This window comes from Azorhizobium caulinodans ORS 571, assembly GCF_000010525.1.
Classification (GTDB): Bacteria; Pseudomonadota; Alphaproteobacteria; order Rhizobiales; family Xanthobacteraceae; genus Azorhizobium; species Azorhizobium caulinodans.
On the sequence record NC_009937.1, the window covers coordinates 2,543,087 to 2,568,567 of the forward strand.

A 25,481-nucleotide genomic window follows, 5' to 3' on the forward strand; every position below is an offset into this window, starting at 1 on the left:
CGGGCGCATGGCAATCCATATCGGCTGGAATGAGGCACCTGTCGCTTGTGCTCATTCTTCTTTTACGCGCCTCGGCCACAATCCCGCCCGTGCTCCCGAGGATAAGCCATGGCTGACATCCCTGCTCCGGCTCCGAGACTTGCCGTGCCGTCCCTCCATATCCAATGCCCCACCATCCTCGTGTTCGACAGCGGCCTCGGCGGGCTGTCGGTGTTCCGCGAGGTGGCCCGCGCCCGTCCGGACGCCAGCTTCATCTATGCCGCCGATGATGCCGCCTTCCCCTATGGCGCGCTGAGCGACGCGGCGCTGGTGGCGCGCGTGTCTTCGGTGATGGACACGCTGATCGCGGCCACCCGGCCGACGCTGGTGGTCGTGGCCTGCAATACGGCGTCCACCCTCGCGCTGCCGACCCTGCGCGCGGCCCACGGCCTGCCTTTCGTCGGCACGGTGCCGGCGGTGAAGCCCGCCTGCGCCGCATCGGTGACGCGCAAGGTGAGCGTGCTCGCCACTCCCGGCACGGTGCGGCGCGATTATACGGCGAGCCTCGTGCGGGATTTCGCGGGCTCCTGCGAGGTGACGCTGGTCCCGAGCCCGCGTCTCGCGGAACTTGCGGAGGCCGTGATGCGCGGCGCCGCGATCGACGACGAGGACCTGCGCGCCGAGATCGCGCCCTGCTTCGTGCGATCGGAGACGGGGCGGACCGATACGGTGGTGCTCGCCTGCACCCATTATCCGCTGATCGTCGATCAGTTGCGCCGTGTCGCGCCCTGGCCTGTCAATTTCGTGGATCCTGCCCCCGCCATCGCGCGCCGCGTCGCCTCCCTGCTGGGGCCGACCGCCTTTGCCGGCAGCCCGAAGCCGGTGCGGGTCGTCTCGACGGGATCGGCGCTGGACGGTGCACTCGTCTCGCGCATCCTGCAGCGGGAAACGAATGCGCCGGAGGTGATCGCGCCGCCGTTTGCCCTCGCGTCCTGAGGCCGCGCCGATCACAAGGGCGCGGGCGCGCTGACGTTGCGGCAATTCGGGCTCGCCCGTGCCATCAGAATCTGGGAGGCTCCCGCGCCATGGACGACCACATGCGGCCCGCGCGGCACGGGATCGATCGCCGCCTGTTCCTAGGTGCACTGACTGCCGGCACGGCCGGTTTCCTCACACCCGGTCTGGCGCTTGCCCAGAGCGCGGCGCAGCCGTTCGGCACCTGGGTGGAGAAGTTTCGCGCGCGGGCCCGTGCCCGCGGCATTTCGGACGCCACCTATTCCCGCGTCTTCGCGACCGTGAAGCCCGACCCGAGCGTGTTCGAGGCGGATCGGGCGCAGCCCGAGTTTCAGGAAGAGACGTGGCAATATCTCAACCGCCGCGTTTCGGACTGGCGCATCGCCACCGGCCGCCAGCGGGCGTCGGAATATGCCGCCCTGTTCACCCGGATCGAGAATGATTTCGGCGTCGATCGCGCGGTCATGCTCGGGTACTGGGGCATGGAATCGGCGTTCGGCGACGTGGTGACCAATCCCCGTCACATGAAGCCGGTCTTCAACTCGCTCGCGACTCTCGCCTGGGGCGATCCGCGCCGGCGCAAATATTGGGAGACCGAGCTTCTCAACGCGCTCGTCATCGTGGAGCGCGGGTGGAGCACGCCGCAGGAGATGGTCGGCTCCTGGGCGGGAGCCATGGGGCACACCCAATGGATGCCCGAGGTCTGGCTGAACATGGGCGTCGACTATGACGGCAACGGCCGTATCTCGCCCTTCGGCAAGCCGGACGACGCGCTGGCCGGCACCGCCAATTTCATCCTGAAGCGCGGCCGCTACCGCAAAGGCGAGCCCTGGGGGATCGAGGCCCGACTTCCGGCCGGATTCAACACGCAGCTTGCGGACAACAAGACCTGGCGCCCGCTTTCCGCCTGGGGCGGCATGGGGCTGACCATGGTCGAGGGGCAGTCCATCACCGAATATGACAACCCCGCCCGCCTGTGGCTGCCCGGCGGCGCCGGCGGACCGGCGCTGCTGCTGCTCCACAATTTCTATGCGGTGCGCTCCTATAATCCCTCCTCCGCTTATGCGCTGGCGGTGGTGCATCTCGGCGACCGGGTGATGGGCGGCGAGCCGTTCAGGACGCCCTGGCCGGGCGGCGAGCGCACCTTGACGCTGGCCGAATTGCAGGAGATCCAGCAGCGCCTCACCCGCCTCGGCTTCGACACCGGCGGGACCGACGGGCGGGTGGGCAATGACACCATGCGCGCGGTCAAGGCCTTCCAGCAGCGCGCCGGCCTCACCCCGGCGGACGGCTATCCCGGCCTCCAGGTGCTGACGGCGCTGCGCGGAGCCCGCTGAAATACGCGCCACCGCTGGATTTGCGCTCATCCTGAATTGACAGGCTGACGCATCGGGGGTATGAGCGCCCACTCTTCGTGGGTCGGTTCGCCGGCCCGCGAGGCGTTTCACGCACCCGTGGACCCGAAGGCAGCGCGCCGACGGGGCCTGTCGGCGGAAAGATGGCTCTCCCTTCGAGGGGCGCCGATCCGGACGCAGAGGAGGGGCGCGATCCATCTGAAAACGAACATCCACAAGGATCAGCGTTTATGAGCAAGCGCATTTCGGCGAAGCACAAGATCGATCGCCGCATGGGCGAGAACATCTGGGGCCGCTCCAAGAGCCCCGTGAATCGCCGTGAGTACGGCCCCGGCCAGCACGGCCAGCGCCGCAAGGGCAAGCTGTCCGACTTCGGCGTGCAGCTGCGCGCCAAGCAGAAGCTGAAGGGCTACTACGGCTCCATCGGCGAGAAGCAGTTCCATGCCGTGTACGTCGAGGCTTCCCGCCTCAAGGGCGACACCGGCGCGAACCTCATCGGCCTGCTGGAGCGTCGTCTGGATGCGGTTGTGTACCGCGCCAAGTTCGTGCCCACCATCTTCGCCGCCCGCCAGTTCGTGAACCATGGCCACGTCAAGGTGAACGGTCGCCGCGTCAATATCCCGTCCTATCAGGTGAAGGTCGGTGACGTGATCGAGGTCCGCGAAGCCTCCAAGCAGATGGCCCTGGTGCTGGAAGCCGTCCAGCTCGCCGAGCGCGACGTGCCGGACTATCTCGAGGTGGACCACAATCGCCTCACCGCCAAGTTCAACCGCATTCCGGAGCTGAACGAAGTGCCGTATCCGGTGCAGATGGAACCGAACCTCGTGGTCGAGTTCTATTCGCGCTGAGCCGATTGGCTTTCCGCTTTCGAGGCCGCCCTTCGGGGCGGCCTTTTTGTTTGGCAGGTGCTGGCGGACCTCCGCAGTTGGGGAGTCTCAGAACTCCCAGTCCAGTTGCTCGATGCCCGGCTGTTTCGCCAGCCTCTCGATCCGTTCGGGCAGGCCGGCGCCCTGCGGACCGGCATAGCGCAACTCGAAGCGCAATTCCCGCCGTCCGGTCGCCGGCTCGATCCGCACGAAGGAGCGGCGGATGCGGAAGGGCTTGAGGGTCAGCACCGCACGCACGTCGTCCTCCGACGGGCCGTCACGCGAGAGGATGAGCGTGAGCCGGGCATCCCGGTCGTGCTGGATGTGGCGCTCCACATGCTTCAGCAGCCACAGCGTCACGATGCCGCTCACGAAGGCTGCGCCGCCCAGAACATATTGCCCGGCGCCGAAACACAGCCCCATCACGGTGACGAACCACAGCGTCGCGGCCGTGGTGACGCCGAGCACGAAGCCGTCCGACCGGCGCATGATGGCGCCGGCACCGATGAAGCCCATGCCTGTGAGAATGCCGAGCGGCAGGCGCATCACGTCCATCTGGACGTAGGAATCGGCCTGCTTGCCGCCCATGGGAAGGATAAGATTCGCGCTCATCATCGCAAAGCAGGCGGCAAGGCCCACGAGGATGGTGGTGCGCATCCCCGCCGCCCGCTCATGCAGTTCGCGGTCGAGGCCAAGCACCAGGCTGGTCGCAAAGGCGGAGAGGAAGCGGAGGGCGAATTCCGCCAGATCGATGTGAAGGGTCAAGCCCGCCTCCGGCGCTCACGCTCCAGAGCGCCTATCGACCGACGGAATCGCAAAGTCGACGAAAAGCGCTCAAGATTCGGTACGTTGGAGCATTCTCCCATCGCTCAGGTCGTGCAACCTGACCTGAGAATGTCCTCGCCGGGAACGGCAGGCGGAGCGCGGGGACACCCGCGCCCGCGCTGTCACATCAACGCACGTACTGATTGGGCTGATAGGTCTGCGGCGTGTTGCAGTACTGCTGGCCGATGCAGCCATTGCCGTTGGCCGGCGTCCAGACGGTCGTGCCGCCCACCAGCGGGCCGGGAAGCGGCGGCGAGCCGTAATAGCGGGGCGGGGCAGGGAAGAAGAGGATGGGATTGGGCGCGGCATAGACCAGCGGCGCGGTCTGCGGCGGCGCGATCGCGATCGTCGGGGCGACCGGCATCTGCTGGGGAATCAGCTGCACGCAATTGGCGGGGACATAGGCCTGTCCGGGCCATGCGAGCTGGCACCAGCCCGATGCGCAGCCAAGCACTTCCACGGGGGCGCCATTGGTGATCTGGCCGACCGGCGGCGCCTTGGTGTAGGGGCCGCCGCGCACGGTGGCATTGCGCTTGGCAACGGCCGGCTGGGCGAGGTCGGTCGCCATGGCCGGTGCGCCTGCCAGAAGCAGCGCGGCAAGGGCCGCACCCCAGATCGTCTTCATCCCTCAGCTCCGATGCTTGCCGGCCCCCGCGCGTTTCGGCGCGGAGTCCGCGAAGTTCGGAGCAACTCACGCATGCGAACGCTGCGTGAAGCTTGCGTTGACGCTCGGTCTCAGCCCTCGGTGGAGATCTCCTGCGCCGCCTGGGCGAGGAACTCCGCCATGTTGCGGCGGATCTGATGATCGGAGACGTCCACACCCTTGGCGTCGAAATCGCCGCGGAGCTTGCGGAAGACGTCTTCTTCTCCCTGCTCCTCGAGATCGGCGAAGATCACGTCCTTGGCGTAGGCCTCGGCGGCCTCCCCGGAAAGTCCGAGCTTTTCCGCTGCCCACAGGCCGAGCGCCTTGTTCCGGCGCGCAAGGGCCCGGAAACGCAGCTGCTCGTCATGGGCGAAGCGCGCCTCGAAGCCGTCCTCGCGCTTGTCGAAGGTGGTCATGGCAGCCCTCATATTGACGTTTTTGTGACGTAACGGGTTCTTCTTCCAGAAGCATCCCGCGGATCGGCACCCTGCATATAGGTGCGGTTCCGCTAGATCAACGGGAGCGTCGCGGGCCTGCGGCCAGCGCGCGAGACCCATGCGTTGTATCGGGACGGCTGATGGGCTAGTGTCGCCCTGGGTGTTCCTGTACTGCAAACCAGTCGCAGTTGCGCCCCGCCGAGGAGCGTCACCCGAACGGAGCCTTGGCACATTATGGACTTCCTCAACCCACGGTACACCCCCATGAGCCGTCGCCGTCGCATTTACGAAGGCAAGGCCAAGGTCCTTTATGAAGGCCCTGAGCCCGGCACTCTCATCCAGCACTTCAAGGATGATGCCACCGCCTTCAACGCCAAGAAGCATGATGTCATCGACGGCAAGGGCGTCCTCAACAACCGCATATCGGAATATATCTTCCAGCGGTTGAATGAGATCGGCGTGCCGACTCACTTCATCCGCCGCCTGAACATGCGCGAGCAGCTGATCCGCGAAGTGGAAATCATTCCGCTGGAGATCGTCGTGCGCAACGTGGCGGCCGGCTCGCTCTCGACCCGCCTCGGCATCGAGGAGGGCACCGCGCTGCCCCGCTCGATCATCGAGTTCTATTACAAGAACGATGCCCTCAACGACCCGATGGTCTCCGAGGAGCACGTGACGGCGTTCGGCTGGGCCACCACCCAGGAAATCGACGACATCATCGCGCTGGCGATCCGCGTCAACGACTTCCTCACCGGCCTCTTTCTCGGCGTCGGCATCCGTCTTGTGGATTTCAAGATGGAATGCGGCCGCCTGTGGGAAAACGACATGATGCGGATCGTGGTCGCTGACGAGATCAGCCCCGATTCCTGCCGTCTGTGGGACATCAAGTCCAACGACAAGCTGGACAAGGACCGCTTCCGTCGCGATCTCGGCGGTCTGGTGGAGGCCTATTCCGAAGTGGCGCGCCGCCTCGGCATCCTCACCGACAACGAGCCGAATCAGACCAAGGGTCCGGCCCTCGTGAAGTGAGGCGGCTTGAGCCGCGCTGGAGCAGATGCTAGGGGCGGGGGCCGAGAGGCCCCCGCTTTCCGTTCGCCGGTGCCTTGTGCACGCGTTTGGACTGCGATCCGACCGCCGTGCCGTTGCGGCGCCTGATGAGACCGTTTCGGGAGCGCGGCCCAAGGCCAGCGCGAGTGTGAGTGAGCCCCATGAAAGCGCGCGTTATCGTCACGCTGAAGTCCGCCGTCCTCGACCCCCAGGGCAAGGCCATCGAAGGCGCCTTGCGCTCGCTCGGCGTGTCCGGCGTGCAGAGCGTCCGTCAGGGCAAGGTGTTCGACGTGGAACTGGCGGGCAATGACAAGGCTGCGGCCGAGGGCGCGCTGAAGGATGCGTGCGAGAAGCTGCTCGCCAATACGGTGATCGAGACCTACAAGGTCGAATTCGCCGAGTGAGTGAACATACGCCGCGTCCGAAACCGCAGTGAGGGGCGGATGGTGAGAGGCATGCGAGCCAGCGGATCGCGCGAACAGAATCGCGCCAAGGTGATCCGCTTTGCATCGCAGGCCTGCGCGAGCGCCATGCAGGGCTGCCCTGCGGCGCAGAGCCTGCCGCCCGCCCGCCGCCTGTGTCATGGACGCACCGTTTTCCAACTGTTCCATTCCGTTTTCCCGCAAGGCCCGAAGCAGGGTCGGCCCGTTGCCTCGCAGCGTGTCGCCCCCTGCCGGCGCGAGACCCGCTGAGAGCCCATGAAAGCAGCCGTTCTCCTCTTCCCTGGCTCCAATCGTGAAGGCGATGCGGCGCGCGCCCTTCGCCTCGTGACCGGACAGGAGCCCAAGGTCGTCTGGCACGCGGAGAGCGAGCTGCCGCAGGGCACCGATCTCGTGGTGCTGCCCGGCGGCTTCTCCTATGGCGATTATCTGCGCTGCGGCGCCATCGCCGCCCGCGCCAACATCATGGACGCGGTGCGCGCCCATGCTGCCCGCGGCGGCCTCGTCATCGGCATCTGCAACGGCTTCCAGATCCTCTGCGAGGCCGGCCTGCTGCCGGGCGTGCTGGTGCGCAACGCCAAGCTGCGCTTCGTCTGCCGCGAGGTGTTCCTGCGCGTCGAGCGGGCCGACACGGCCTTCACGAAGGCCTATCGCAAGGGCGACCTCATCCGCGTGCCGGTGGCGCACGGCGAGGGCAACTACACCGCCGATCCGGCGACCATCCAGCGCCTGGAAGGCGAAGGCCGGGTGGCCTTCCGCTATGCCCGCGCCGACGGCCAGATCGACGAGACCGATGGCCCGAACGGCGCCATCAACGGCATCGCCGGCATCTATTCCGAGAAGCTGAACGTGCTCGGCATGATGCCGCATCCCGAGAACTATGTGGACCCCGTGGTGGGGCCGACGGACGGGCGCGGCCTGTTCGAAAGCCTTGCCGGCGCGCTCAAGGCGGCCTGACGCGCCTGCGGCGCGCTTCCGCGCCCGGCGCCTTTCCCAAAGACCTGGATTGATCGGACGGACGAACGTGATCCCGAACACCCCCAGCATCACCCCGGAACTCGTCGCTGAGCACGGCCTGAAGCCGGACGAATACCAGCGCTTCGTGGAGCTGATCGGGCGCGAGCCGACCATCACGGAGCTCGGCATCGTTTCCGCCATGTGGAACGAGCACTGCTCCTACAAGTCCTCCAAGGTCTGGCTGCGCACGCTGCCCACCAAGGGCCCGCGCGTCATCCAGGGGCCGGGCGAGAATGCCGGCGTCGTGGACATCGGCGACGGTCTGGCCGTGGTCTTCAAGATGGAGAGCCACAACCACCCGTCCTTCATCGAGCCTTATCAGGGCGCGGGCACGGGCGTGGGTGGCATCCTGCGCGACGTCTTCACCATGGGTGCGCGCCCCATTGCGGCCCTGAACGCCCTGCGCTTCGGCGACCCCCACCATCCGCGCACCCGCCGCCTGCTGGCGGGCGTGGTGGCCGGCATCGGCGGCTACGGCAATTCCTTCGGCGTGCCCACTGTGGGCGGCTCCGTGGGCTTCCACGAGCGCTACAACGGCAACATCCTCGTCAACGCCATGGCGGTCGGCCTCGCGAAGACGGATGAGATCTTCTATGCGGCGGCGGCCGGCGTCGGCCGCTCCATCGTCTATCTCGGCTCCAAGACCGGCCGCGACGGCATCCACGGCGCCACCATGGCCTCCGCCGAATTCGGCGCGGACGCCGAGGAAAAGCGACCCACCGTGCAGGTGGGCGACCCCTTCGCCGAGAAGCTGCTGCTGGAAGCCTGCCTCGAGATCATGCAGGCGGGCTGCGTGGTGGCGATCCAGGACATGGGCGCCGCCGGCCTCACCTGCTCGGCGGTCGAGATGGGCGCCAAGGGCGACCTCGGCGTGGAACTGGACCTCAACGCCGTGCCGTGCCGCGAAACCGGCATGACCGCTTATGAGATGATGCTGTCCGAGAGCCAGGAGCGCATGCTCATGGTGATCGCGGACGGCAAGGAAGATCAGGCCGAGGCCATCTTCCGCAAGTGGGGTCTGGACTTCGCCATCATCGGCAAGACCACCGATACGCTCCGTTTCGTCGTGAAGCACGACGGCGACGTGAAGGCTGACCTGCCCATCAAGGAACTGGGCGACGAGGCGCCGGAATATTACCGCCCCTTCACCGAGACGCCGCCGCGCCCCGTGCTCGGCCCGTCCGACGTGAATCATGCGGTGTCCGTCGCCGACGCGCTGGAGCGCCTCATCGCCTCGCCGGACCTGTGCTCCAAGCGCTGGGTCTGGGAGCAGTATGACCACCTCATCCTCGGCAACACCGTGCAGCGCCCGGGCGGCGATGCGGCCGTGGTGCGTGTGAACGAAGGCCCGAAGGCGTTGGCGCTGACCACCGACGTGACGCCCCGCTATTGCGAGGCCGATCCCTTCGAGGGCGGCAAGCAGGCGGTCGCCGAGGCGTGGCGCAATCTCACCGCCGTGGGTGCCACCCCCATCGCCGTGACCGACAACCTCAATTTTGGCAATCCCGAGAAGCCCGAGATCATGGGCCAGTTCGTGGGCTGCGTGAAAGGCATCGGCGCGGCCTGCGAGGCGCTCGACTTCCCGGTCGTCTCCGGCAACGTCAGTCTCTACAACGAGACCAACGGGCAGGGCATCCTGCCCACCCCCACCATCGGTGGCGTCGGCCTTATCGACGATGTGGAGCAGAGCATGACGCTCGCCTTCAAGGCGGCGGGCGAGGCCATCTTCGTGGTCGGCAAGACGGACGGCTGGCTCGGCTCCTCCGCTTATCTCTACACCGTCTGCGACCGCGAGGACGGCGCTCCGCCGCCGGTGGATCTGGTGGCCGAGAAGCGCAACGGTGACTTCGTGCGCGGCCTCATCAAGGACGACTTCATCACCGCCGCCCATGACGTCTCCGACGGCGGCCTGCTCGTCGCCATCGCCGAGATGGCCATGGCGGGCCGCATCGGCGCGTCGGTGGATGGCGTGCCCGCGGGCATGCCGGCCCATTCCTTCTGGTTCGGCGAGGATCAGGCCCGCTATGTGGTGACGCTCCCGGCCAATCAGGCCGCCGAGATGGTGCGCCGGGCGGAAGCGGCGGGCGTGCCCGTGACCAAGCTCGGCAAGACCGGCGGCGACAAGATCACGCTGGCCAACGAGCGGCCGATCTTCGTCGAAGGTCTGCGCGATCGCCACGACAGCTGGCTGCCCATCTATATGGGCGCCAACTAAAGGTCTGATCTCAGAGGCGGGGCCGCGCGCCCCGCCCGGAAACGAGGAACAACGCCATGGCCATGGACGCCGGTGACATCGAGCGCCTCATCAAGGCGGCTTTCCCCGATGCCGAAGTGAGCATCACCGATCTGGCGGGCGACGGCGACCATTATGCCGCGACCGTGGTGTCGGAAGCCTTCCGCGGCAAGAGCCGGGTGCAGCAGCACCAGATGGTCTATGCCGCCCTCCAGGGCAACATGGGCGGCGTGCTGCACGCGCTGGCGCTGAAGACCTCCGCGCCCGCCTGATCCTACCGATCCGGCCCAAGGCCCCGATCTGCCCCAAGGGAGGTGCTCCCGCCCCGCCTTGGGCTTGGCTATGGTACCGCCCTCTGGATTCGCGGGGCGGACATGACGGACAAGATCGCAGCGCGCGAGGGTGAGGCGGCGACGGATCGCCCCGCTTGGCGAGATCCACGCCGCTGGCTGCTGGGCCTCGCCGTCTGCGTCGGTCTCGTCGCCCTCTCGGAAGCCTTCCTCGACCGGGCGATCAGCACCTTTTCCCACGACCATATCGGCCGGAACGGCGTCTTCTTCGCCATGCAGTATCCGCCGAACATCCTGTCGCCGCTGGCGGTGATCGGCGCGGTGATCTTGGGGATTTTCTGGCTGTTCGCCGGCCCGCCGCCCCGTTGGGGGCGGGCGCTGTTCACCGGGTCGGTGGCGCTCATCGTCGCCATCGCGGTGAAGGAGCAGCTCAAGTTCGCGTTCGGGCACACCTGGCCCGAGACCTTCGTGAACAACAACCCGTCCTGGATCGACAACGGGGTCTACGGCTTCTTCTTCTTCCATGGCGGGGCGGGCTATGCCTCTTTCCCCTCCGGCCATTCAACGGTGATGGCGTGCGTGGGCAGTGTGCTCGCCTGCGCCTATCCCCGCCTGCGGTGGCTCGCCGTCCTCCTTCAGCTGGTGGTGGTGACGGGGCTGCTGGGCGAGGATTATCACTTTCTCGGCGACATCATCGCCGGGACGTTTCTCGGCGTGGCAGTTGGAATCGTGGCCTCGGCCATTGGCGGTCTTCTGCCCGCTCCGCGCTGAGGACGCAGGTTCCCGCCATCTTGCGCTTTGCCCCCTCAGGCCCGATGTTGGGGCATGGGAACCGGCCCGACGCCGGCCAATCATTCCGGACCAAAGACCATGAGCATCCGCGATTTCATCGATAACGAGGTCAAGAACAACGACGTGGTCGTGTTCATGAAGGGCACGCCCCAGTTCCCGCAGTGCGGCTTCTCGGGGCAGGTGGTCCAGATCCTCGATCACCTCGGCGTGAGCTACAAGGGCATCAATGTCCTGTCCTCCGACGAACTGCGTCAGGGCATCAAGGACTATGCCAACTGGCCGACGATCCCCCAGATCTATGTGAAGGGCGAGTTCGTGGGCGGCTGCGACATCGTCCGCGAGATGTTCCAGGCGGGCGAACTGGTGCCGTTCTTCGAGGAGAAGGGCGTCGCCCTCCACGACCGCGCCATCGGCTGAGCGCGCGTCTTCGATCTGTTTCAAATGCCCGGCTTCGTGCCGGGCATTTTCGTTTAGGCCAGATCAGCGGGGCCACTCCTGCCGGCCATGGAGGACGCGCAGGATAACGATGCGCTCTTCGGTCTCCGCATAGACAATGACATAGTTGCCGCAGACCATCTCACGGGTTCCTACGACGCGTCCGGAACGATAGAGCTTCGGATGCTCCGGGAGGCGCCCGGTTTTGCCTCTGATTTCGTCGAGAAGCCGCTGTGCTGCGTCCGGAATTGTCCTCGGCAATGTAGGAAACAATGGAGAGCAGGTCGGCGCGCGCGGCTTCCCGCCATTCAGGGCCGGACACGGCGCGCCGCCGTGATTAACGATTGGGCCTCGTCCATTACGTCCGCATGGGGGACCGCAGGGCGCTGGTCCGCCAGCGCCTCCTGCACCTTGGCGCGGAACCAGGCGTCATAGGCCTGCGGATCCGCCGTTAGGCCGGCGGGCAGGCCGCCTTCGCGCACCACGCAGGTCAGCAAGATGCGCACCGCGTCCGAGACCGTCAGCCCGAACTTGGCGAGCGTCGCGGCGGCATCCTCTTTCAGCGCGTCGTCCACGCGCACATGCAGCATCGAGCTCTGGGCCATCGTCGCCTCCTACGGGACGTAATGTGTATCTCATTTGAGAGGCAATCAAGTCCGCCAAACAAAAATGCCCGGCCAAAGCCGGGCATTCCCAATTCTCAGATTAAAAGCAGAATCTCAGGCGCGGCCGAAGACGCGGGTGAAGATCTGGTCCACGTTCTTGAAGTGGTAGCCGAGATCGAACTTCTCGTTGATGTCGTCCTCGGAGAGATACTTGCGCACCTCTTCGTCCGCCAAGAGGAAGGCGCGGAAGTCGCCTTCGCCGCGCCAGACCTTCATGGCGTTGCGCTGCACGAGGCGATAGCTGTCCTCGCGGCTCGCGCCCTTCTGGGTCAGCGCCAGCAGCACGCGCTGGGAGTGGATGAGGCCACCCAGCTTGTCCATGTTCTTCTGCATGTTGTCGGCATGGACGACGAGCTTGTCCATCACGCCGGCGAGACGGGCGAGGGCGAAGTCCAGCGTCACGGTGGCGTCGGGGCCGATCATGCGCTCCACGGAGGAGTGCGAGATGTCGCGCTCGTGCCAAAGCGCCACATTCTCCAGCGCCGGGGTCACATAGCCGCGCACCATGCGGGCAAGGCCCGTGAGGTTCTCGGTCAGCACCGGATTGCGCTTGTGCGGCATGGCCGAGGAGCCCTTCTGGGCCTCGGAGAAATACTCTTCCGCTTCCAGCACCTCGGTGCGCTGGAGGTGGCGTACCTCGGTGGCGAGCCGCTCCACGGAGGAGGCGACGACGCCGAGCACGGCAAAGAACATGGCGTGGCGGTCGCGCGGGATCACCTGCGTGGAGACGGTCTCGACCGTCAGGCCCATCTTCTCCGCCACATGCTGCTCCACGCGCGGATCGATATGGGCGAAGGTGCCCACCGCGCCCGAGATGGCGCAGGTGGCGATCTCAGCGCGGGCGGCGACGAGGCGGGCGCGGGAGCGCTGGAATTCGGCGTGCGCAATGGCGAGCTTGACGCCGAAGGTGGTGGGCTCGGCATGGATGCCGTGGGAGCGGCCGACGGTGGGGGTCAGCTTGTGCTCGAAGGCACGGCGCTCGAGGATCGCCAGCAGATTGTCCACGTCCGCGATCAGGAGATCGGCGGCGCGGGTGAGCTGAACGGCAAGGCACGTGTCCAGCACGTCGGACGAGGTCATGCCCTGATGGACGAAGCGCGCGTCGGGGCCGACGATCTCGGCCAGATGCGTGAGGAAGGCGATGACGTCGTGCTTCACTTCGCGCTCGATGGCGTCGATGCGCTCCACGTCGAAGGTGGCGTTGGCGCCCTTCTCCCAGATCACCTTTGCCGCTTCCTTCGGCACAATGCCGAGTTCGGCCATGGCATCGGCGGCATGGGCCTCGATCTCGAACCAGATGCGGAATCGGGTTTCGGGGGACCAGATGTCGGCCATCTGGGGCCGGCTGTAGCGGGGGATCATCGCGGTGCTCGCACGCCTTGTCGTTGAAGCGGGCGCTCTATCAGATCGCGGCGCTGCTGGATAGGCGCGCGCCGGAACGCGAGCGTTGCGCTGAGATCATGAGCCCGTTCGGGCGTCGTGACGGTGAATGAGGTTCGCCACCGGTTTCATGAAATAGGGCAGGAGATAGATGGGGAACTGCGCCAGCCCCACATAGAGCCAGGTGGTGTCGGGAATGGCACCGCCGGCGGCCGCGATGAGCATCATCATGTTCCTGAGGCCAGACGAGAAGCCGATCATCAGGGCCTGATCTGCGGGCGCGAAGAGGCGGAACAGGAGGCCGCCCGCCGCCAGCGCGCCAAAGGAGACGGTGAAGGCGAGCGCGCTGATGCCGAGGAGCCGTATCGGCTCGGCAATGAACTGCCGGGTGATGCCGTCCATGAAGGCCACCGCCATCAGCGCCAGCAGGATGACGTTCACGCCGTCCATGGGCGCGCGCCAGCGGGTGAGGCGGGCCGGGCCGATCAGTGTCCGGAGACCGAAGCCGACCGCTGCGGTGCCCGCGAGCACCAGTGCCAGCCGTACCGTGAGGGTGAGCGGGTCGAGATCGAGGGCGGCCCCGCTCAGGGCATGGACGATGGCGGGCGCGCTGAGGGGCGTCACAAGCATGGCCAGCACCATCACAAGCAGCGGCAGCGTTGGGTCGAGGCCGAGCAGGATGGCGAAGGCCGGTCCCGCCATGATGGGCGGTGCCGAAACCTGGAGCACGATGGCGAGCAGAATGTCCGGATCGGACACCGGCACGCCCAGCGCCAGCACCGTGGCAAGGAGGGCGGGGGCGAGGCCCATGATCCAGACCACCGCCAGCACCGCCAGGCCGAGGCCGCGCCCGGTACGCAGGCGGGCGAGGTCCGTGCGCATGAACGAGGCCACCATCATCACATAGACGAGGGGCGTCAGCAGGGGCTTGGCGAGGCTCGCCAGCGGCGGGATGACAAGCCCGATGACGATGCTCAGCGCCACGGCACGGGTGCCCTCGCGGCCGAGAGCGGACAGAAGCCGGAGGGGCAGGGCGGAGAGCGGGGAAGGGAGCATGCGACTCGGCGATCGGGTGGCGGACCGATGAGACCCTTCCCATCGCCCGGCGCTGGGGGCTCGACAACGCCTGCCCGCGCATGGCGGCGGTGACGGCCATGTGCGGGGCGATCATCTGGTCCCGTGACGCTGGCAAGATGGCGGAAGGGGCGCTAAGAGGCGGGCAGATCGGATTGGATGCGGGTTCTTCGCGCCGTTCAATCCGCCGCGCCTTTAATCGCGGGACCGTCGGCGTTACCTTCAGAGGGCACGCCATCGATCTCCCGCGTGCGAGTGAGGTCCCCTTTGCGTTACGTCTCCACCCGGGGCGAGGCCCCGACGCTGTCTTTTGCCGATGCGCTCCTCGCCGGTCTGGCCCGCGATGGCGGGCTCTATGTGCCGGAGACCTGGCCGACACTGTCGGCCGCGGAGATCGCGGGACTTGCGGGCAAATCCTATGCGGACGTGGCGCGTGCGGTGATCACGCCTTTCGTGGGGGACGCGCTGCCGAAGGCCGCCCTCGACACCATGATCAGCGATGCCTACCGCGCCTTCCGCCATCCGGCGACGACGCCGGTGGTGCAGCTCGGCCCGAACCGGTTCCTGCTGGAGCTGTTCCATGGTCCGACCCTGGCGTTCAAGGACGTCGCCATGCAGTTGCTGGCGCGCCTGATGGACCACGTGCTCGCCACCCGCAACGGCCGCGCCACCATCGTCGGCGCCACCTCGGGCGACACGGGCAGTGCCGCCATCGAGGCGTTCCGGCACACGGATGCGGTGGATGTGTTCATCCTCTATCCGCACAACCGCGTCTCGGAAGTGCAGCGCCGGCAGATGACCACGGTGGGCGGGGCGAATGTCCACGCCATCGCTGTGGAAGGCACGTTCGACGACTGCCAGGCCCATGTGAAGGCCATGTTCAACCACGCCGCCTTCCGCGACCGGCTGGCCCTGGCGGGCGTGAACTCCATCAACTGGGCGCGCATCGTCGCCCAGGTGGTCTATTATTTCTATGCCGCCGTGGCGCTCGGCGCGCCGCATCGCGAAGTGTCGTTCGTGGTGCCCACGGGCAATTTCGGCGACATCTTCGCCGGCTGGGTGGCCAAGCGCATGGGCCTGCCGGTGCGCGATCTGACCATCGCCACCAACGTCAATGACATCCTGGCCCGCACGCTCGCCACCGGGCGCTATGAGGTGAAGGGCGTGCAGCCCTCCTCCTCGCCCTCCATGGACATTCAGGTCTCGTCGAATTTCGAGCGCCTGCTGTTCGAGGCGGTGGATCGCGACGCCGGCACCGTGCGCCAGCTTATGGCCTCGCTCGGCCAGTCCGGTGCCTTCACCCTGCCGCACGCGGCGCAGGCGGCCATCGCCGGCGAATTCTCCGCTGACCGGGCCGACGAGCCGGAGACCGCCGCCACCATCTCCCGCCTCTATCGCGAGAGCGGCTATGTGGCCGATCCCCATACCGCCGTGGCGCTGGCCGTGGCGGAGAAGGTGGAGCACGCCCGCGCCGTGCCGCAGATCGTGCTCTCCACCGCCCACCCGGCCAAGTTCCCGGATGCCGTGGAAGCGGCCACGGGCAAGCGGCCGGTGCTGCCGCCTCACATGGCGGACCTGTTCAACCGCAAGGAGCGCCTGAGCGTGCTGCCGAACGATCTCGACGCCATCGAGGCCTTCATCTCGGCGCGGGCGCGGATCGTCTCGGGAGCCGCCGCATGAGCGCGACAGAGACCGGCGTTAAGACGACGACCCTGCCGAACGGCATCACGGTCGTCTCAGATGCCATGCCTCACCTCGGCACGGCCTCGCTCGGCATCTGGGTGGGGGCCGGCGCGCGCGACGAGGGCGAGCAGGAACACGGCATCTCGCACCTTCTGGAACACATGGCCTTCAAGGGCACGCGCCGCCGCTCGGCTCGCCGCATCGCGGAGGAGATCGAGCAGGTGGGCGGCGACATCAATGCCGCCACCTCCGTCGAGCAGACGTCCTACAATGTGCGGGTGCTGGGCGAGGACGTGGGCCTCGGCATGGACATCCTGTCGGACATCCTCACCGAGCCCGCTTTCGCGCCCGAGGAACTGGCGCGCGAGAAGAACGTGATCGTGCAGGAAATCGGCGCGGTCATGGACACGCCGGACGATCTCGTGTTCGACCTGTTCCAGGAGCGCGCCTTTCCGGGGCAGGCGGTGGGCCGCTCCATCCTCGGCACGCCGGACACGGTGCGCAGCTTCGATCCCGCGGGCCTCGGCGCCTATCTGGGCCGCACCTATCGCGGGCCGCGCATGGTGGTCTCCGCCGCCGGCGCCGTGAACCACGACCAGCTTGTGGCCGAGGCTGCCGAGCGGCTCGGCACCATCGCCGGCGAGACCAAGCCTGAGGCTGCGCCCGCGCTTTATGCCGGCGGCAGCATCCTCACCCCGCGCGACCTTGAGCAGGTGCACGTGGTGCTGGGCCTTGAGGGGCGCTCCTACAAGCATCCGCAGTATCATGCGGCGCAGGTACTCTCGAACATCCTCGGCGGCGGCATGTCCTCGCGCCTGTTTCAGGATGTGCGGGAGGAGCGGGGCCTCTGCTATTCCATCTATTCCTTCCACTGGTCCTATGCGGACACCGGCATCTTCGCCATCTATGCCGGCACCGATGAAGGCGATGTGGGCGAGCTGACCAATGTGGTCATCGACCAACTGGAAGCGGCGGGTGAGACCATCACGGAAACGGAGCTCGCCCGCGCCAAGGCGCAGATGAAGGTGGGCCTTCTCGCCGCGCTGGAAAGTTCAGGCGCCCGCGCCGACCAGCTCGCCCGGCAGTTGCTGGCCTTCAACCGCATCATTCCGGTGGAGGAGATCGTCGCCAAGGTGGAGGCCGTCACCGTGGACGCGGTGCGGCAGGCCGCGCGCGATCTCGTGGCCGGCGGTCGGCCGACGCTGGCCGCCATCGGTCCGGGCAAGGGGCTCGATCCGGCAGCGCGCGCGGTGGAGCGCCTGGCCGGCGCCTGATCGGGTTTCTCCTGATTTGAGGTGCGGCGCAAACAGGTTCTAGAATGAGACTGCCGTGCGCCCCCGGGAGCACGGCAGGGGTTATTGCCGTCATGTGGCTGTTCAAGTCGGTCTTCGCGTCGGATCAGATCCCCGTCGTTCATGGCGACGGGGTATATCTGCGCGTGCCGCAGGCCTCCGATTTCGCGGACTGGCGCGATCTGCGCGAAGCGAGCCGCGATTTCCTCACGCCCTGGGAGCCGGTCTGGCCGGCCGATGATCTCACCCGCGGCTCCTATCGGCGGCGCATGCGGCGCTATGCCCGCGACATGATGGCGGACGAGGCCTATCCGCTCTTCCTGTTTCGGACCCACGACCATGCCCTGCTGGGCGGCATGACGCTCTCCAACGTCCGGCGCGGCGTGTGCCAGTCGGCGAGCCTCGGTTACTGGATGGGCGCGGCCTTTGCGGGGCAGGGCTATATGGGGGCGGGCGTCGCCGCCTTGCTTCCGCTGGCCTATGACGTGTTGCGGCTGCGGCGCATCGAGGCCGCCTGCATGGTCCGCAACACGCCCTCAATCCGGCTGCTGGAGCGTCTCGGCTTCATGCACGAGGGCTATGCCCGACAGTATCTGTGCATCAACGGCCGCTGGGAGGACCACCTTCTGTTTGCCCGTCTGCGCACCGACAGGGCGAAGCCGCGCGAGGCCCGGCCGGACGCTGCCACCCAGTGGGGCGTCGTTCCGGGTGGCCGGGCGGAACGGCCCCTCGTGCGCTGAAGCGGCAGGCAGGATCGCGCCTGGAGGTGGCCGTCAGTTGGCGGTCTTGGCGCCGGTCGGAAGGAGCGGGCTCGGCTTGGAGATCTGCTCGATCACGGACCGCACGGCAGCGTCGCCGCCACGGCTGCGCACGGCATCCAGCAGCGGCTGCGCCGCGCCCGAGCGGCGGATCAGGCTCTGGGCATCGGGCATGACAAAGGCATTGTCCCATGTGCCCTGCACGATGAACGGCAGCTCGAACTTCGTGCCCTCGCCGGAGCCGTTCACGAGGCTGGCGTCGCCCTTGAGATCCAGCGTGCGGTCGGCCACGGACACGGATCCGGCCAATTGGAGCTGGACCTGACGGCCCGTGATGCGCGCCGTATCGAGCGTCGCCTTGCCGTCCACGATCTGCGCCTTGGCTTCCATGGTGGTGAAGCTGGTGCGCCCGCCGCGCACGTCGCCGCCGCCCGAGAGCGGACGCTGTTCCAGATGGCGCAGCGCCTGCGCCACATCGAGCCCGACGATGGCGCCGGCGCTTGCCTTCACAGAGACGGCGCCCCCCAGCGACTGGGCGATGGCATAGATGCTGTCTCCCTGTCCGCTGATGCTGGCCTGGATGTCGCCCTTGCCTTCGAGGCGCCGGATGTCCGCAATGTCCCCCAGCGCCTTCTCGAGGGCGACGCCGTTGCCGTCCATCTCGACCCGGACGGCGGTTCCGTGGGCCGGTGCCTCCGCCGGGGCGACGCTCAGGGTGGCGCGCAGCAGGCCACCCCAGGCCTGCGCTTCGCCCACGGAGGCCAGAAGTCGGCCGCCGCGCAGCACCACGCTGCTCGCGACCCGCTCGAACAGGCTGTCGTCGGCGCGGATGCTGTTGGCGGACAGGCGCAGGTCGAGATCGGCCTTGTGCAGCAGGGACACGTCGAGGTGGCCGTGGTCCCAGTCACGGCCGCCATTGCCGGTCAGCGACTTGCGCCCGTAGGGCGTGATGTTCATGGCGTCCGCAGCAAACGTGCCTTCCACCGAGGGGCGACGGCCGTCGAGCTTGAGCGTCAGTCCGCCCTCGCCGCGGTTGCCGTCCATCTCCACATAGGCGGGGGTGAGTGAAATCTCGCGGCCGTGCGCGGAGAGGCGGGCACCGAAGGAGAAGCGGCCGAACCCACCGCTGGTGGGCGGCGTGGTGCCGACCCAGTTGAGCACGCTGCGCAGATCCGGGCTGTCGAGGGCGATGTCCCCCTCGGCCGCCGGATTGGCGCCGGCAGCAGCGACGCCACGGAATTTCAAGGTGGCGCCGTCGGAGAAGAGATCGAGGCGCGTGTCACTGTCCATGCCATCGAGGAAGGCGCTCGCATCGGCAACCGTCAGGCGTCCGCTGGTCGTCTTGTCCCGCCATGTGAAGTCGGCGGAGGCACTGAGGCCCTTGCCGCCTGAGCTATGGTCGAGCCGGGCGCTGATGCCGCTCACCAGTTCCTGCGTGAGGCCGCCGCTGTCGCGCCAGGCAATGGTGCCGTCCTCGATCCGCAGCGACGGGGCGGTTGGCGTGCGCACGAAGGGCGCGAGCGACAGATGCGGCACCTCGACGGCACCGGACATGGTGAGGATAGGCCGGCGCAAGGTAACGCTGGAAACATCGGCCCGTCCGAGCAGCAAGGGCAGCAGCCGAAGCCGCGCCACCACCTGCTCGCTTTCGAGCGCCGACGTGCCCGGCATGGCCAGCGTTACCCGCTGGAGCACGATGCGGGGATAAGGCACGAGGGAGAATCGGCTCTCGCCTTCGATGCGCACATCGCGGCCCGAACTGGCGGCGAGCGCTTCCGTCGCGGCGCGACGCACTTCGCCCTGCGGCACGAGCGCCGGGGCGATGGCGAGCGCGAGCAGGCACACGCCGACGCCTGCGGCGGCGCTGATGCCGGCCGCGAGCGCAAGACGCCGGGCTTTGAGGCCGATCTTCACCACGTCCGTTCGAACATTCCAGCTGGAGGCAAGGTCACTCCCGCGCACCCATGGCGTGACGCCATGCGCGTGTCTACCCGTTCCGCCCGTGGCGCGACAATCTGCAGGCTCTGTGTCCCTTTCAAGGCTGGGCTCCAGACGGTCCACGGGAAGGGCTGTGACAGGGGCGAGGAACGGGGTAGCTTCTGCTGCGCCGCTCTCCGGGCCCGCGGGAACGGGGAGGGGCAGGGCGCGCACAAGGCGGCACCGCTTTGTGCGAAAACCCTGCCAAGGCATTGAAAAGAAACAGGTAGCGCCAGGGCGCCTCAGGCGTCCGTCGAATGTCAGAGTGCTAGGAGAGGAAGCGATGACCGAACAAGCCGCTCACCCGCTGTGGCAACCCGGCGCCGAGCGTATCGCCAAGAGCCACGTGACGTGGCTGATCGGCGAAGTGAACAGCCGATTCGGCACCTCCCTTTCCAATTATGCCGACCTGCACGCTTGGTCCGTGAAGAATCTCTCCGCCTTCTGGGATCTCGTCTGGGACAGCTGCGGTGTGATCGGCGAGAAGGGCGCTCAGCGTCTCATCGACGCGGACAAGATGCCGGGCGCGCAGTTCTTTCCCGATGCGAAGCTCAATTTCGCCGAGAACCTGCTCCGCAAGACCGGCTCCGGCGAGGCGCTGGTCTTCCGCGGCGAGGACAAGCTGGAGAAGCGCCTCACCCATGACGACCTGCATGCGCTGGTCTCCCGCCTCCAGCAGGCGCTGAAGGCCGAGGGCGTGGGCGTCGGCGACCGGGTGGCGGCAATGATGCCGAACATGCCGGAGACCATAGCCATCATGCTGGCGGCGACCTCTCTCGGTGCCATCTTCTCGTCCTGCTCGCCGGATTTCGGCGAGCGCGGCGTGCTGGACCGCTTCGGCCAGATCGAACCCAAGGTGTTCTTCGCCTGCGACGGCTACTGGTACAACGGCAAGCGCGTCTCCATCGCCGACAAGCTGGTGGAGATATCGAAGCACCTCACCACGCCGTCGAAGCTTGTGGTGGTGCCCTATCTCGGCGAGGCTGCGGAAACCGCCGGGCGGCTCGACCGGGGCGTCGATCTCGACGCCTTCCTCACGCCTTTCGCGGCCAAGGCCGTGACCTTCGAGCGCCTGCCCTTCAACCATCCCATCTACATCCTGTTCTCCTCCGGCACGACGGGCGTGCCCAAGTGCATCGTCCACGGCGCCGGCGGCACGCTGCTCCAGCACCTGAAGGAGCATCGCTACCAGTGCGACCTGTCGCCGGGTGACAAGCTCTTCTATTTCACCACCTGCGGCTGGATGATGTGGAACTGGCTCGTCTCGGGCCTCGCCAGCGAGCTGACGCTGTTTCTCTTCGACGGCTCGCCCTTCGCGCCGAGCCCGAAGGTGCTGTTCGATTATGCGCAGGACGAAGGTTTCAACGTCTTCGGAACCTCGGCCAAGTACATCGATTCCCTGCACAAAGAGGGGCTGAAGCCGATCGAGACCCACGATCTCTCGGCCCTGCGCCTGATCACCTCGACGGGCTCGCCTCTGGCGCCGGAATCGTTCGAATATGTCTATTCCGGCATCAAGAAGGACGTGCACCTCGCCTCCATCTCGGGCGGCACCGACATCGTCTCCTGCTTCGTGCTGGGGGATCCGACCGCGCCGGTGTGGAAGGGCGAGATCCAGGCGGCCGGCCTCGGCATGGCCGTGGACGTCTGGTCGGAGGACGGCCGTCCGGTGAAGCTGGAGCGGGGCGAGCTTGTCTGCACCCGTCCCTTCCCGTCGATGCCGGTGATGTTCTGGAACGACAAGGACGGCGCCAAGTATCATGCCGCCTATTTCGACCGCTTCCCGAACATCTGGTGCCATGGCGACTTCGCCATGTGGACGGAGCATGGCGGCCTCGTGATCCTCGGGCGCTCCGATGCCACCCTGAACCCGCAGGGCGTCCGCATCGGCACGGCGGAAATCTATGCGCAGGTGGAGCAGATTCCCGACGTGATGGAATCAGTCGCCATCGGCCAGGATTGGGACAATGACGTGCGTGTCGTGCTGTTCGTGCGCCTGCGCGAAGGCACGACGCTGGATGAGGATCTCGTGCGGCGCATCAAGACCCAGATCCGCGTCGGCGCGAGCCCCCGCCATGTGCCGGCCAAGATCGTGCAGGTAACGGACATTCCGCGCACCCGTTCGGGCAAGATCACGGAACTGGCGGTGCGCGAGGTGGTGCACGGGCGGCCGGTGAAGAACACGGAGGCGCTCTCCAATCCCGAGGCGCTGGACCAGTATCGGGAAGTGCCGGACCTGCTGTCCTGACGTCGAGGACCGGAGCCCGCACCCGCGGGTTCCGGTTTCGCCGAAACTTCAAAAAGGCAGTTTAAGTGCCTGATTTTGAAGAGCTTGAGGGGCGAGCTGCGCCTTCTGCGGCCGACCGGGAGATGCGGGCGAGCAGGATGACGGGGATGAGCCCCACCAGCACGATCACCAGCGCAGCCAGAGCTCCGTCCTCATAGGTGCTGCGGGCGGCTTCCGCATAGATGTGGGTCGCGAGTGTCTCGAAGCCGAGCGGGCGCAGCAGCAGCGTCGCCGGCAGTTCCTTCATGCCATCCACGAAGACGATGAGCGCGGCGGTGGCGAGCGCGGTGCGCAGCAGCGGCAGGTGCACCTGCCGCACCATGGCCCCGCGCGTGCAGCCGAGGCTGCGGGCGGCCATGTCGAGATGCGGCGAGAGCTTGGCATAGCCCGCCTCGACGCCGCTTGCCGGAATGGTGAGGAAGCGGATGCCGTAGGCGAGGATCAGCGCGCCGCCGGAGCCCGAGATCAGGAGACCGGTGGAGACACCGGCGAGCTGCCGCGCGAAGCCGTCCAGCAGATTGTCGAAGGCGGCCATGGGCGTGAGCAGGCCGATGGCGAGCACAGTGCCGGGAATGGCATAGCCGAGGCCGGCCAGGCGCACGAACGCCCCGGTGATCCGGCTGCGGTCCACCCGCTGGGCCACCGCCACCACCAGCCCCAGCGATACCGTCACCAGCATACCGGCTGTGGCGAGCAGGGCGCTGTTGCGCGCCTCCTTCAGGATATCGAGCGAAATGCCTGAAAACTCGATGCGTTGCGCCGCTGCAAGGGTCAGGTGGGCGAGGGGCACGGCAAAGCCGAGAAGCACGGGCAGGGCGCAGAACAGACAGGCCCCCCAGGCCGCAAGGCCGGTGAGCTGGGTCGGCGCCTGCGGCCGGGTGGAGCCTGTCGCCACAAACCGCCGGCTGCGCCGGGCTGCCCGCTCGCCGAGAATGATGACGAGCACGAGCAGCAGCATGACGAGCGCGATCTGCGCGGCGCCCGGCAGGTTCGAGCGGTTGACCCAGGTGGTGTAGATCGAGACCGTTAGCGTGCGCATGCCGAGGAATTCGGAGGCGCCGATGTCGCCGAGCGTCTCGAGCAGCGCCAGCGTAACGCCGGCGACGATGGCCGGACGGGCCAGCGGAATGGCGATGCGCAGGAAGGTGCGCAGGCGCCCGGCGCCGAGCGTGCGGGCGACTTCCAGCGCTGCGGCGGACTGGACGAGGAAGCTCGCCCGCGCCGAGAGATAGACATAAGGGTAAAGCACGACGCTCAGCACGAAGATGCAGCCTCCGATGGAGCGCAGGTCCGGCAGGCGCAGGCCGCGCGGGCTGGAGATCCCGAGCAGGAAGCGGAGCGCCGACTGCACCGGCCCCAGCGGATGCAGCACGTCGAGATAGGAATAAGCGACGATATAGCTCGGCACCGCGAGCGGCAGCAGCAGCGCCCAATCCAACGCCGCGCGCCCCGGAAAGCGGCATGTGGCGACCAGCCACGCGCAGGGCACCGCCATCAGCGTGGTGAGGACACCGACGCCCAGCAGAAGAAGAAGCGTCTGCTGGAGCGCGACGGGCAGCACATTCTCGATGAGGTGCGGCCAGAGATCGCCCGACCCCTGCGCGGCAATCTCGATGAGCGCGAGGACCGGCAGGAGAACGAGAAGTGCCACGGCCGCAGCCGCGAGGACGAAGACGCCCCCGCGGCGGGCCGGCAGTCGCACGCGACGGGTCGCCGGAGGTCGAAAGGCAAGGTCCGTCACGTCGAGGGCCGGATCAGTTGTCGAAGCCGACCTTGTCCATCAGCTCGCTGGCCTTCTTGCGGGCCTTGGCCACTTCGACCAGCGAGACGGAATCGATCTTCAGCGGGCCCAGGGCGGCGATGATGGGGTCGATCTCGGCACCCGCGAGCACCGGATATTCCATGTTCTGCTTGGCATAGACCGCCTGCATCTGCGGCGAAACGGCAAACTCCAGCAGCTTTACGGCATTGGCCTTGTTCGGCGCGTTCTTGGCCACCGCGGCGCCGGAGACATTCACATGGGTGCCGCCATTCTCGAAGGTGGGTAGAACTACGTCGATGGCCTCGCCCCACTTCTTCTGGTCCGGGCCGCCGGCGCCGGAGCGCATCAGGCCGACATAATAGGAATTGCCGACCGCGATGTCACAGATCCCGCCCATGATGTCGCGGGCGCCCTCGCGGTCACCGCCGGTGGCCTTGCGGGCGAGGTTGGCCTTGAGGCCGCGCAGCCAGGCTTCGGTCTTCGCCTCGCCGTAGTGGACGATATAGGCGGCTGTCAGCCCGATATTGTAGGGATGCTGGCCCGAACGGATGCAGATCTTGCCCTTCCACTTCGGGTCGGAGAGATCCTCATAGTGGAAGCTGGTGAGCTTGGGCATGTCCTTGGCGGCATAGATCAGGCGCGCGCGCATGGAGAGGGCGAACCAGTTGCCCTGCGGATCGCGCAGATTGGCCGGAATGGCGTCCGAGAGCACCTTGCTTTCCACCGGCTGGATGACGCCGGCGTCCACCACGTCGAGCAGGTTGCCCACGTCCACGGTCATCAGCAGGTCGGCCGGGGAGGCGGCACCTTCCGCCTTCACGCGCTCGGCAAGCCCGTCCTTCACGAAGACGCTGTTGACGGTGATTCCGGTGGCCTTTGTAAAGGCCTCGAACAGCGGGGCGGCGAGGGCAGGTTCGCGGGTCGTATAGACGTTCACCACCTGCTGCGCGGATGCAGTGCCCACCAGCATCGCCGTGCCGCAAGCCGCCAGAAACAGACGCCGTCCAATGGAACGGAGCATCGTGAAGCCTCCCTTATTTTACCCAGGCCGGCTCGCATGAAGAGCCGATGGTTCTGGCCGTAGCGGGAGGGCTACGTGGCGTCAATCAAACAAGGGGCGAGGATAATATATTGGAAAATCTCTAAGAAGAGACCGCTCCCTCGCGGCACGGCGGGCTGCTTTTGCCTGCCTGGCGCAAAAAGAAACCCCGCTGGAGCGGGGTTTCGGAT

24 protein-coding genes are annotated in these 25,481 nt (G+C 67.1%); 14 read left to right on the forward strand and 10 right to left on the reverse strand.

From position 1 onward, the window contains the following. Positions 1-108 precede the first annotated feature (108 nt). The 3 genes from murI (at position 109) to rpsD (ending at position 3,196) form a co-directional block, all read left to right on the forward strand. Complete coding sequence (murI, locus tag AZC_RS11505) at positions 109-975, forward strand: glutamate racemase (RefSeq protein ID WP_012170749.1); 867 nt, start codon at positions 109-111, stop codon at positions 973-975. A 101-nt stretch (positions 976-1,076) separates the two neighbouring features. After that, entirely contained in the window at positions 1,077-2,330 is a 1,254-nt protein-coding gene (locus tag AZC_RS11510) for a lytic murein transglycosylase (RefSeq protein ID WP_052286082.1), read from the forward strand. 248 nt (positions 2,331-2,578) lie between these two features. Continuing rightward, positions 2,579-3,196: a 30S ribosomal protein S4 gene (gene rpsD, locus AZC_RS11515; protein ID WP_012170751.1), complete on the forward strand. Its 618-nt coding sequence runs from the start codon at positions 2,579-2,581 to the stop codon at positions 3,194-3,196. Between the two features lie 87 nt (positions 3,197-3,283). Here rpsD and AZC_RS11520 read toward each other — a convergent pair whose 3' ends face one another. The 3 genes from AZC_RS11520 to AZC_RS11530 all read right to left on the reverse strand — a co-directional run bounded on the left by AZC_RS11520 (position 3,284) and on the right by AZC_RS11530 (position 5,098). After that, positions 3,284-3,979, reverse strand: a complete 696-nt coding sequence (locus AZC_RS11520) for an MgtC/SapB family protein (RefSeq protein WP_012170752.1) — start codon at positions 3,977-3,979, stop codon at positions 3,284-3,286. Between the two features lie 187 nt (positions 3,980-4,166). After that, complete coding sequence (locus AZC_RS24400; protein WP_012170753.1) at positions 4,167-4,664, reverse strand: SH3 domain-containing protein; 498 nt, start codon at positions 4,662-4,664, stop codon at positions 4,167-4,169. 110 nt (positions 4,665-4,774) lie between these two features. Continuing rightward, positions 4,775-5,098 (reverse strand): DUF1476 domain-containing protein, encoded by a 324-nt coding sequence (locus AZC_RS11530; RefSeq protein ID WP_012170754.1) that lies wholly within the window; start codon positions 5,096-5,098, stop codon positions 4,775-4,777. Positions 5,099-5,353: 255 nt separating this feature from the next. Here AZC_RS11530 and purC point away from each other — a divergent pair, with 255 nt between their 5' ends. The 7 genes from purC (at position 5,354) to grxD (ending at position 11,355) form a co-directional block, all read left to right on the forward strand. After that, on the forward strand, positions 5,354-6,148 hold the full coding sequence (gene purC, locus AZC_RS11535; RefSeq protein ID WP_012170755.1) for a phosphoribosylaminoimidazolesuccinocarboxamide synthase: 795 nt from the start codon (positions 5,354-5,356) through the stop codon (positions 6,146-6,148). Positions 6,149-6,327: 179 nt separating this feature from the next. Further along, positions 6,328-6,570, forward strand: a complete 243-nt coding sequence (gene purS, locus AZC_RS11540; protein ID WP_012170756.1) for a phosphoribosylformylglycinamidine synthase subunit PurS — start codon at positions 6,328-6,330, stop codon at positions 6,568-6,570. 294 nt (positions 6,571-6,864) lie between these two features. Next, the gene (purQ, locus tag AZC_RS11545; RefSeq protein ID WP_012170757.1) at positions 6,865-7,563 is read left to right on the forward strand and encodes a phosphoribosylformylglycinamidine synthase subunit PurQ; all 699 of its coding nucleotides are present in this window, start codon (positions 6,865-6,867) and stop codon (positions 7,561-7,563) included. A gap of 67 nt (positions 7,564-7,630) precedes the next feature. Further along, positions 7,631-9,838 (forward strand): phosphoribosylformylglycinamidine synthase subunit PurL, encoded by a 2,208-nt coding sequence (purL, locus tag AZC_RS11550; protein WP_012170758.1) that lies wholly within the window; start codon positions 7,631-7,633, stop codon positions 9,836-9,838. 56 nt (positions 9,839-9,894) lie between these two features. Next, the gene (locus tag AZC_RS11555; RefSeq protein WP_012170759.1) at positions 9,895-10,128 is read left to right on the forward strand and encodes a BolA family protein; all 234 of its coding nucleotides are present in this window, start codon (positions 9,895-9,897) and stop codon (positions 10,126-10,128) included. Positions 10,129-10,230: 102 nt separating this feature from the next. Next, complete coding sequence (locus AZC_RS24405) at positions 10,231-10,917, forward strand: phosphatase PAP2 family protein (protein ID WP_052285914.1); 687 nt, start codon at positions 10,231-10,233, stop codon at positions 10,915-10,917. A gap of 99 nt (positions 10,918-11,016) precedes the next feature. After that, the gene (gene grxD, locus AZC_RS11565) at positions 11,017-11,355 is read left to right on the forward strand and encodes a Grx4 family monothiol glutaredoxin (protein ID WP_043879254.1); all 339 of its coding nucleotides are present in this window, start codon (positions 11,017-11,019) and stop codon (positions 11,353-11,355) included. A gap of 63 nt (positions 11,356-11,418) precedes the next feature. Here grxD and AZC_RS11570 read toward each other — a convergent pair whose 3' ends face one another. From AZC_RS11570 to AZC_RS11585, 4 genes are all read right to left on the reverse strand, one after another. Further along, positions 11,419-11,646 (reverse strand): type II toxin-antitoxin system RelE/ParE family toxin, encoded by a 228-nt coding sequence (locus tag AZC_RS11570; protein ID WP_012170762.1) that lies wholly within the window; start codon positions 11,644-11,646, stop codon positions 11,419-11,421. A 35-nt stretch (positions 11,647-11,681) separates the two neighbouring features. After that, positions 11,682-11,978, reverse strand: coding sequence for a type II toxin-antitoxin system RelB family antitoxin (locus tag AZC_RS11575; RefSeq protein WP_012170763.1), 297 nt, complete (start codon positions 11,976-11,978; stop codon positions 11,682-11,684). 114 nt (positions 11,979-12,092) lie between these two features. After that, complete coding sequence (gene purB / locus AZC_RS11580; protein WP_012170764.1) at positions 12,093-13,400, reverse strand: adenylosuccinate lyase; 1,308 nt, start codon at positions 13,398-13,400, stop codon at positions 12,093-12,095. A 96-nt stretch (positions 13,401-13,496) separates the two neighbouring features. Further along, on the reverse strand, positions 13,497-14,474 hold the full coding sequence (locus AZC_RS11585; RefSeq protein ID WP_012170765.1) for a hypothetical protein: 978 nt from the start codon (positions 14,472-14,474) through the stop codon (positions 13,497-13,499). Between the two features lie 285 nt (positions 14,475-14,759). Here AZC_RS11585 and thrC point away from each other — a divergent pair, with 285 nt between their 5' ends. From thrC to AZC_RS11600, 3 genes are all read left to right on the forward strand, one after another. Next, positions 14,760-16,172 carry a threonine synthase gene (gene thrC / locus AZC_RS11590; protein WP_012170766.1) on the forward strand — a complete coding sequence of 471 codons (1,413 nt, stop codon included), beginning with the start codon at positions 14,760-14,762 and terminating at the stop codon, positions 16,170-16,172. Then, positions 16,169-17,449, forward strand: a complete 1,281-nt coding sequence (locus AZC_RS11595) for a M16 family metallopeptidase (RefSeq protein ID WP_012170767.1) — start codon at positions 16,169-16,171, stop codon at positions 17,447-17,449. Before thrC ends, AZC_RS11595 begins: the two co-directional genes overlap by 4 nt. Positions 17,450-17,541: 92 nt before the next feature. Then, complete coding sequence (locus AZC_RS11600; RefSeq protein WP_012170768.1) at positions 17,542-18,207, forward strand: GNAT family N-acetyltransferase; 666 nt, start codon at positions 17,542-17,544, stop codon at positions 18,205-18,207. Positions 18,208-18,240: 33 nt separating this feature from the next. Here AZC_RS11600 and AZC_RS11605 read toward each other — a convergent pair whose 3' ends face one another. Then, complete coding sequence (locus AZC_RS11605; RefSeq protein ID WP_133864088.1) at positions 18,241-20,139, reverse strand: AsmA family protein; 1,899 nt, start codon at positions 20,137-20,139, stop codon at positions 18,241-18,243. A gap of 346 nt (positions 20,140-20,485) precedes the next feature. On the opposite strand from AZC_RS11605, the gene AZC_RS11610 reads away from it, so the two are divergent. Next, on the forward strand, positions 20,486-22,450 hold the full coding sequence (locus AZC_RS11610; protein ID WP_012170770.1) for an acetoacetate--CoA ligase: 1,965 nt from the start codon (positions 20,486-20,488) through the stop codon (positions 22,448-22,450). Between the two features lie 61 nt (positions 22,451-22,511). Here the strand turns inward: AZC_RS11610 and AZC_RS11615 are convergent, their stop codons facing one another. Together AZC_RS11615 and AZC_RS11620 are read right to left on the reverse strand one after the other, a co-directional pair. Further along, positions 22,512-24,140, reverse strand: coding sequence for an ABC transporter permease (locus tag AZC_RS11615; RefSeq protein WP_338010024.1), 1,629 nt, complete (start codon positions 24,138-24,140; stop codon positions 22,512-22,514). 103 nt (positions 24,141-24,243) lie between these two features. Further along, the gene (locus AZC_RS11620) at positions 24,244-25,272 is read right to left on the reverse strand and encodes an extracellular solute-binding protein (RefSeq protein ID WP_012170772.1); all 1,029 of its coding nucleotides are present in this window, start codon (positions 25,270-25,272) and stop codon (positions 24,244-24,246) included. Positions 25,273-25,481: the final 209 nt, after the last annotated feature.

What these genes read in the sequence shown, in the direction of transcription:
- murI (WP_012170749.1), top strand. Translation starts at nt 109, where the DNA reads ATGGCTGACATCCCTGCTCCGGCTCCGAGACTTGCCGTGCCGTCCCTC.
- AZC_RS11510 (WP_052286082.1), top strand. Translation starts at nt 1,077, where the DNA reads ATGCGGCCCGCGCGGCACGGGATCGATCGCCGCCTGTTCCTAGGTGCA.
- rpsD (WP_012170751.1), top strand. Translation starts at nt 2,579, where the DNA reads ATGAGCAAGCGCATTTCGGCGAAGCACAAGATCGATCGCCGCATGGGC.
- AZC_RS24400 (WP_012170753.1), bottom strand. Translation starts at nt 4,664, where the DNA reads ATGAAGACGATCTGGGGTGCGGCCCTTGCCGCGCTGCTTCTGGCAGGC.
- AZC_RS11530 (WP_012170754.1), bottom strand. Translation starts at nt 5,098, where the DNA reads ATGACCACCTTCGACAAGCGCGAGGACGGCTTCGAGGCGCGCTTCGCC.
- purC (WP_012170755.1), top strand. Translation starts at nt 5,354, where the DNA reads ATGGACTTCCTCAACCCACGGTACACCCCCATGAGCCGTCGCCGTCGC.
- purS (WP_012170756.1), top strand. Translation starts at nt 6,328, where the DNA reads ATGAAAGCGCGCGTTATCGTCACGCTGAAGTCCGCCGTCCTCGACCCC.
- purQ (WP_012170757.1), top strand. Translation starts at nt 6,865, where the DNA reads ATGAAAGCAGCCGTTCTCCTCTTCCCTGGCTCCAATCGTGAAGGCGAT.
- AZC_RS11555 (WP_012170759.1), top strand. Translation starts at nt 9,895, where the DNA reads ATGGCCATGGACGCCGGTGACATCGAGCGCCTCATCAAGGCGGCTTTC.
- AZC_RS24405 (WP_052285914.1), top strand. Translation starts at nt 10,231, where the DNA reads ATGACGGACAAGATCGCAGCGCGCGAGGGTGAGGCGGCGACGGATCGC.
- grxD (WP_043879254.1), top strand. Translation starts at nt 11,017, where the DNA reads ATGAGCATCCGCGATTTCATCGATAACGAGGTCAAGAACAACGACGTG.
- AZC_RS11575 (WP_012170763.1), bottom strand. Translation starts at nt 11,978, where the DNA reads ATGGCCCAGAGCTCGATGCTGCATGTGCGCGTGGACGACGCGCTGAAA.
- purB (WP_012170764.1), bottom strand. Translation starts at nt 13,400, where the DNA reads ATGATCCCCCGCTACAGCCGGCCCCAGATGGCCGACATCTGGTCCCCC.
- AZC_RS11585 (WP_012170765.1), bottom strand. Translation starts at nt 14,474, where the DNA reads ATGCTCCCTTCCCCGCTCTCCGCCCTGCCCCTCCGGCTTCTGTCCGCT.
- AZC_RS11595 (WP_012170767.1), top strand. Translation starts at nt 16,169, where the DNA reads ATGAGCGCGACAGAGACCGGCGTTAAGACGACGACCCTGCCGAACGGC.
- AZC_RS11600 (WP_012170768.1), top strand. Translation starts at nt 17,542, where the DNA reads ATGTGGCTGTTCAAGTCGGTCTTCGCGTCGGATCAGATCCCCGTCGTT.
- AZC_RS11610 (WP_012170770.1), top strand. Translation starts at nt 20,486, where the DNA reads ATGACCGAACAAGCCGCTCACCCGCTGTGGCAACCCGGCGCCGAGCGT.
- AZC_RS11620 (WP_012170772.1), bottom strand. Translation starts at nt 25,272, where the DNA reads ATGCTCCGTTCCATTGGACGGCGTCTGTTTCTGGCGGCTTGCGGCACG.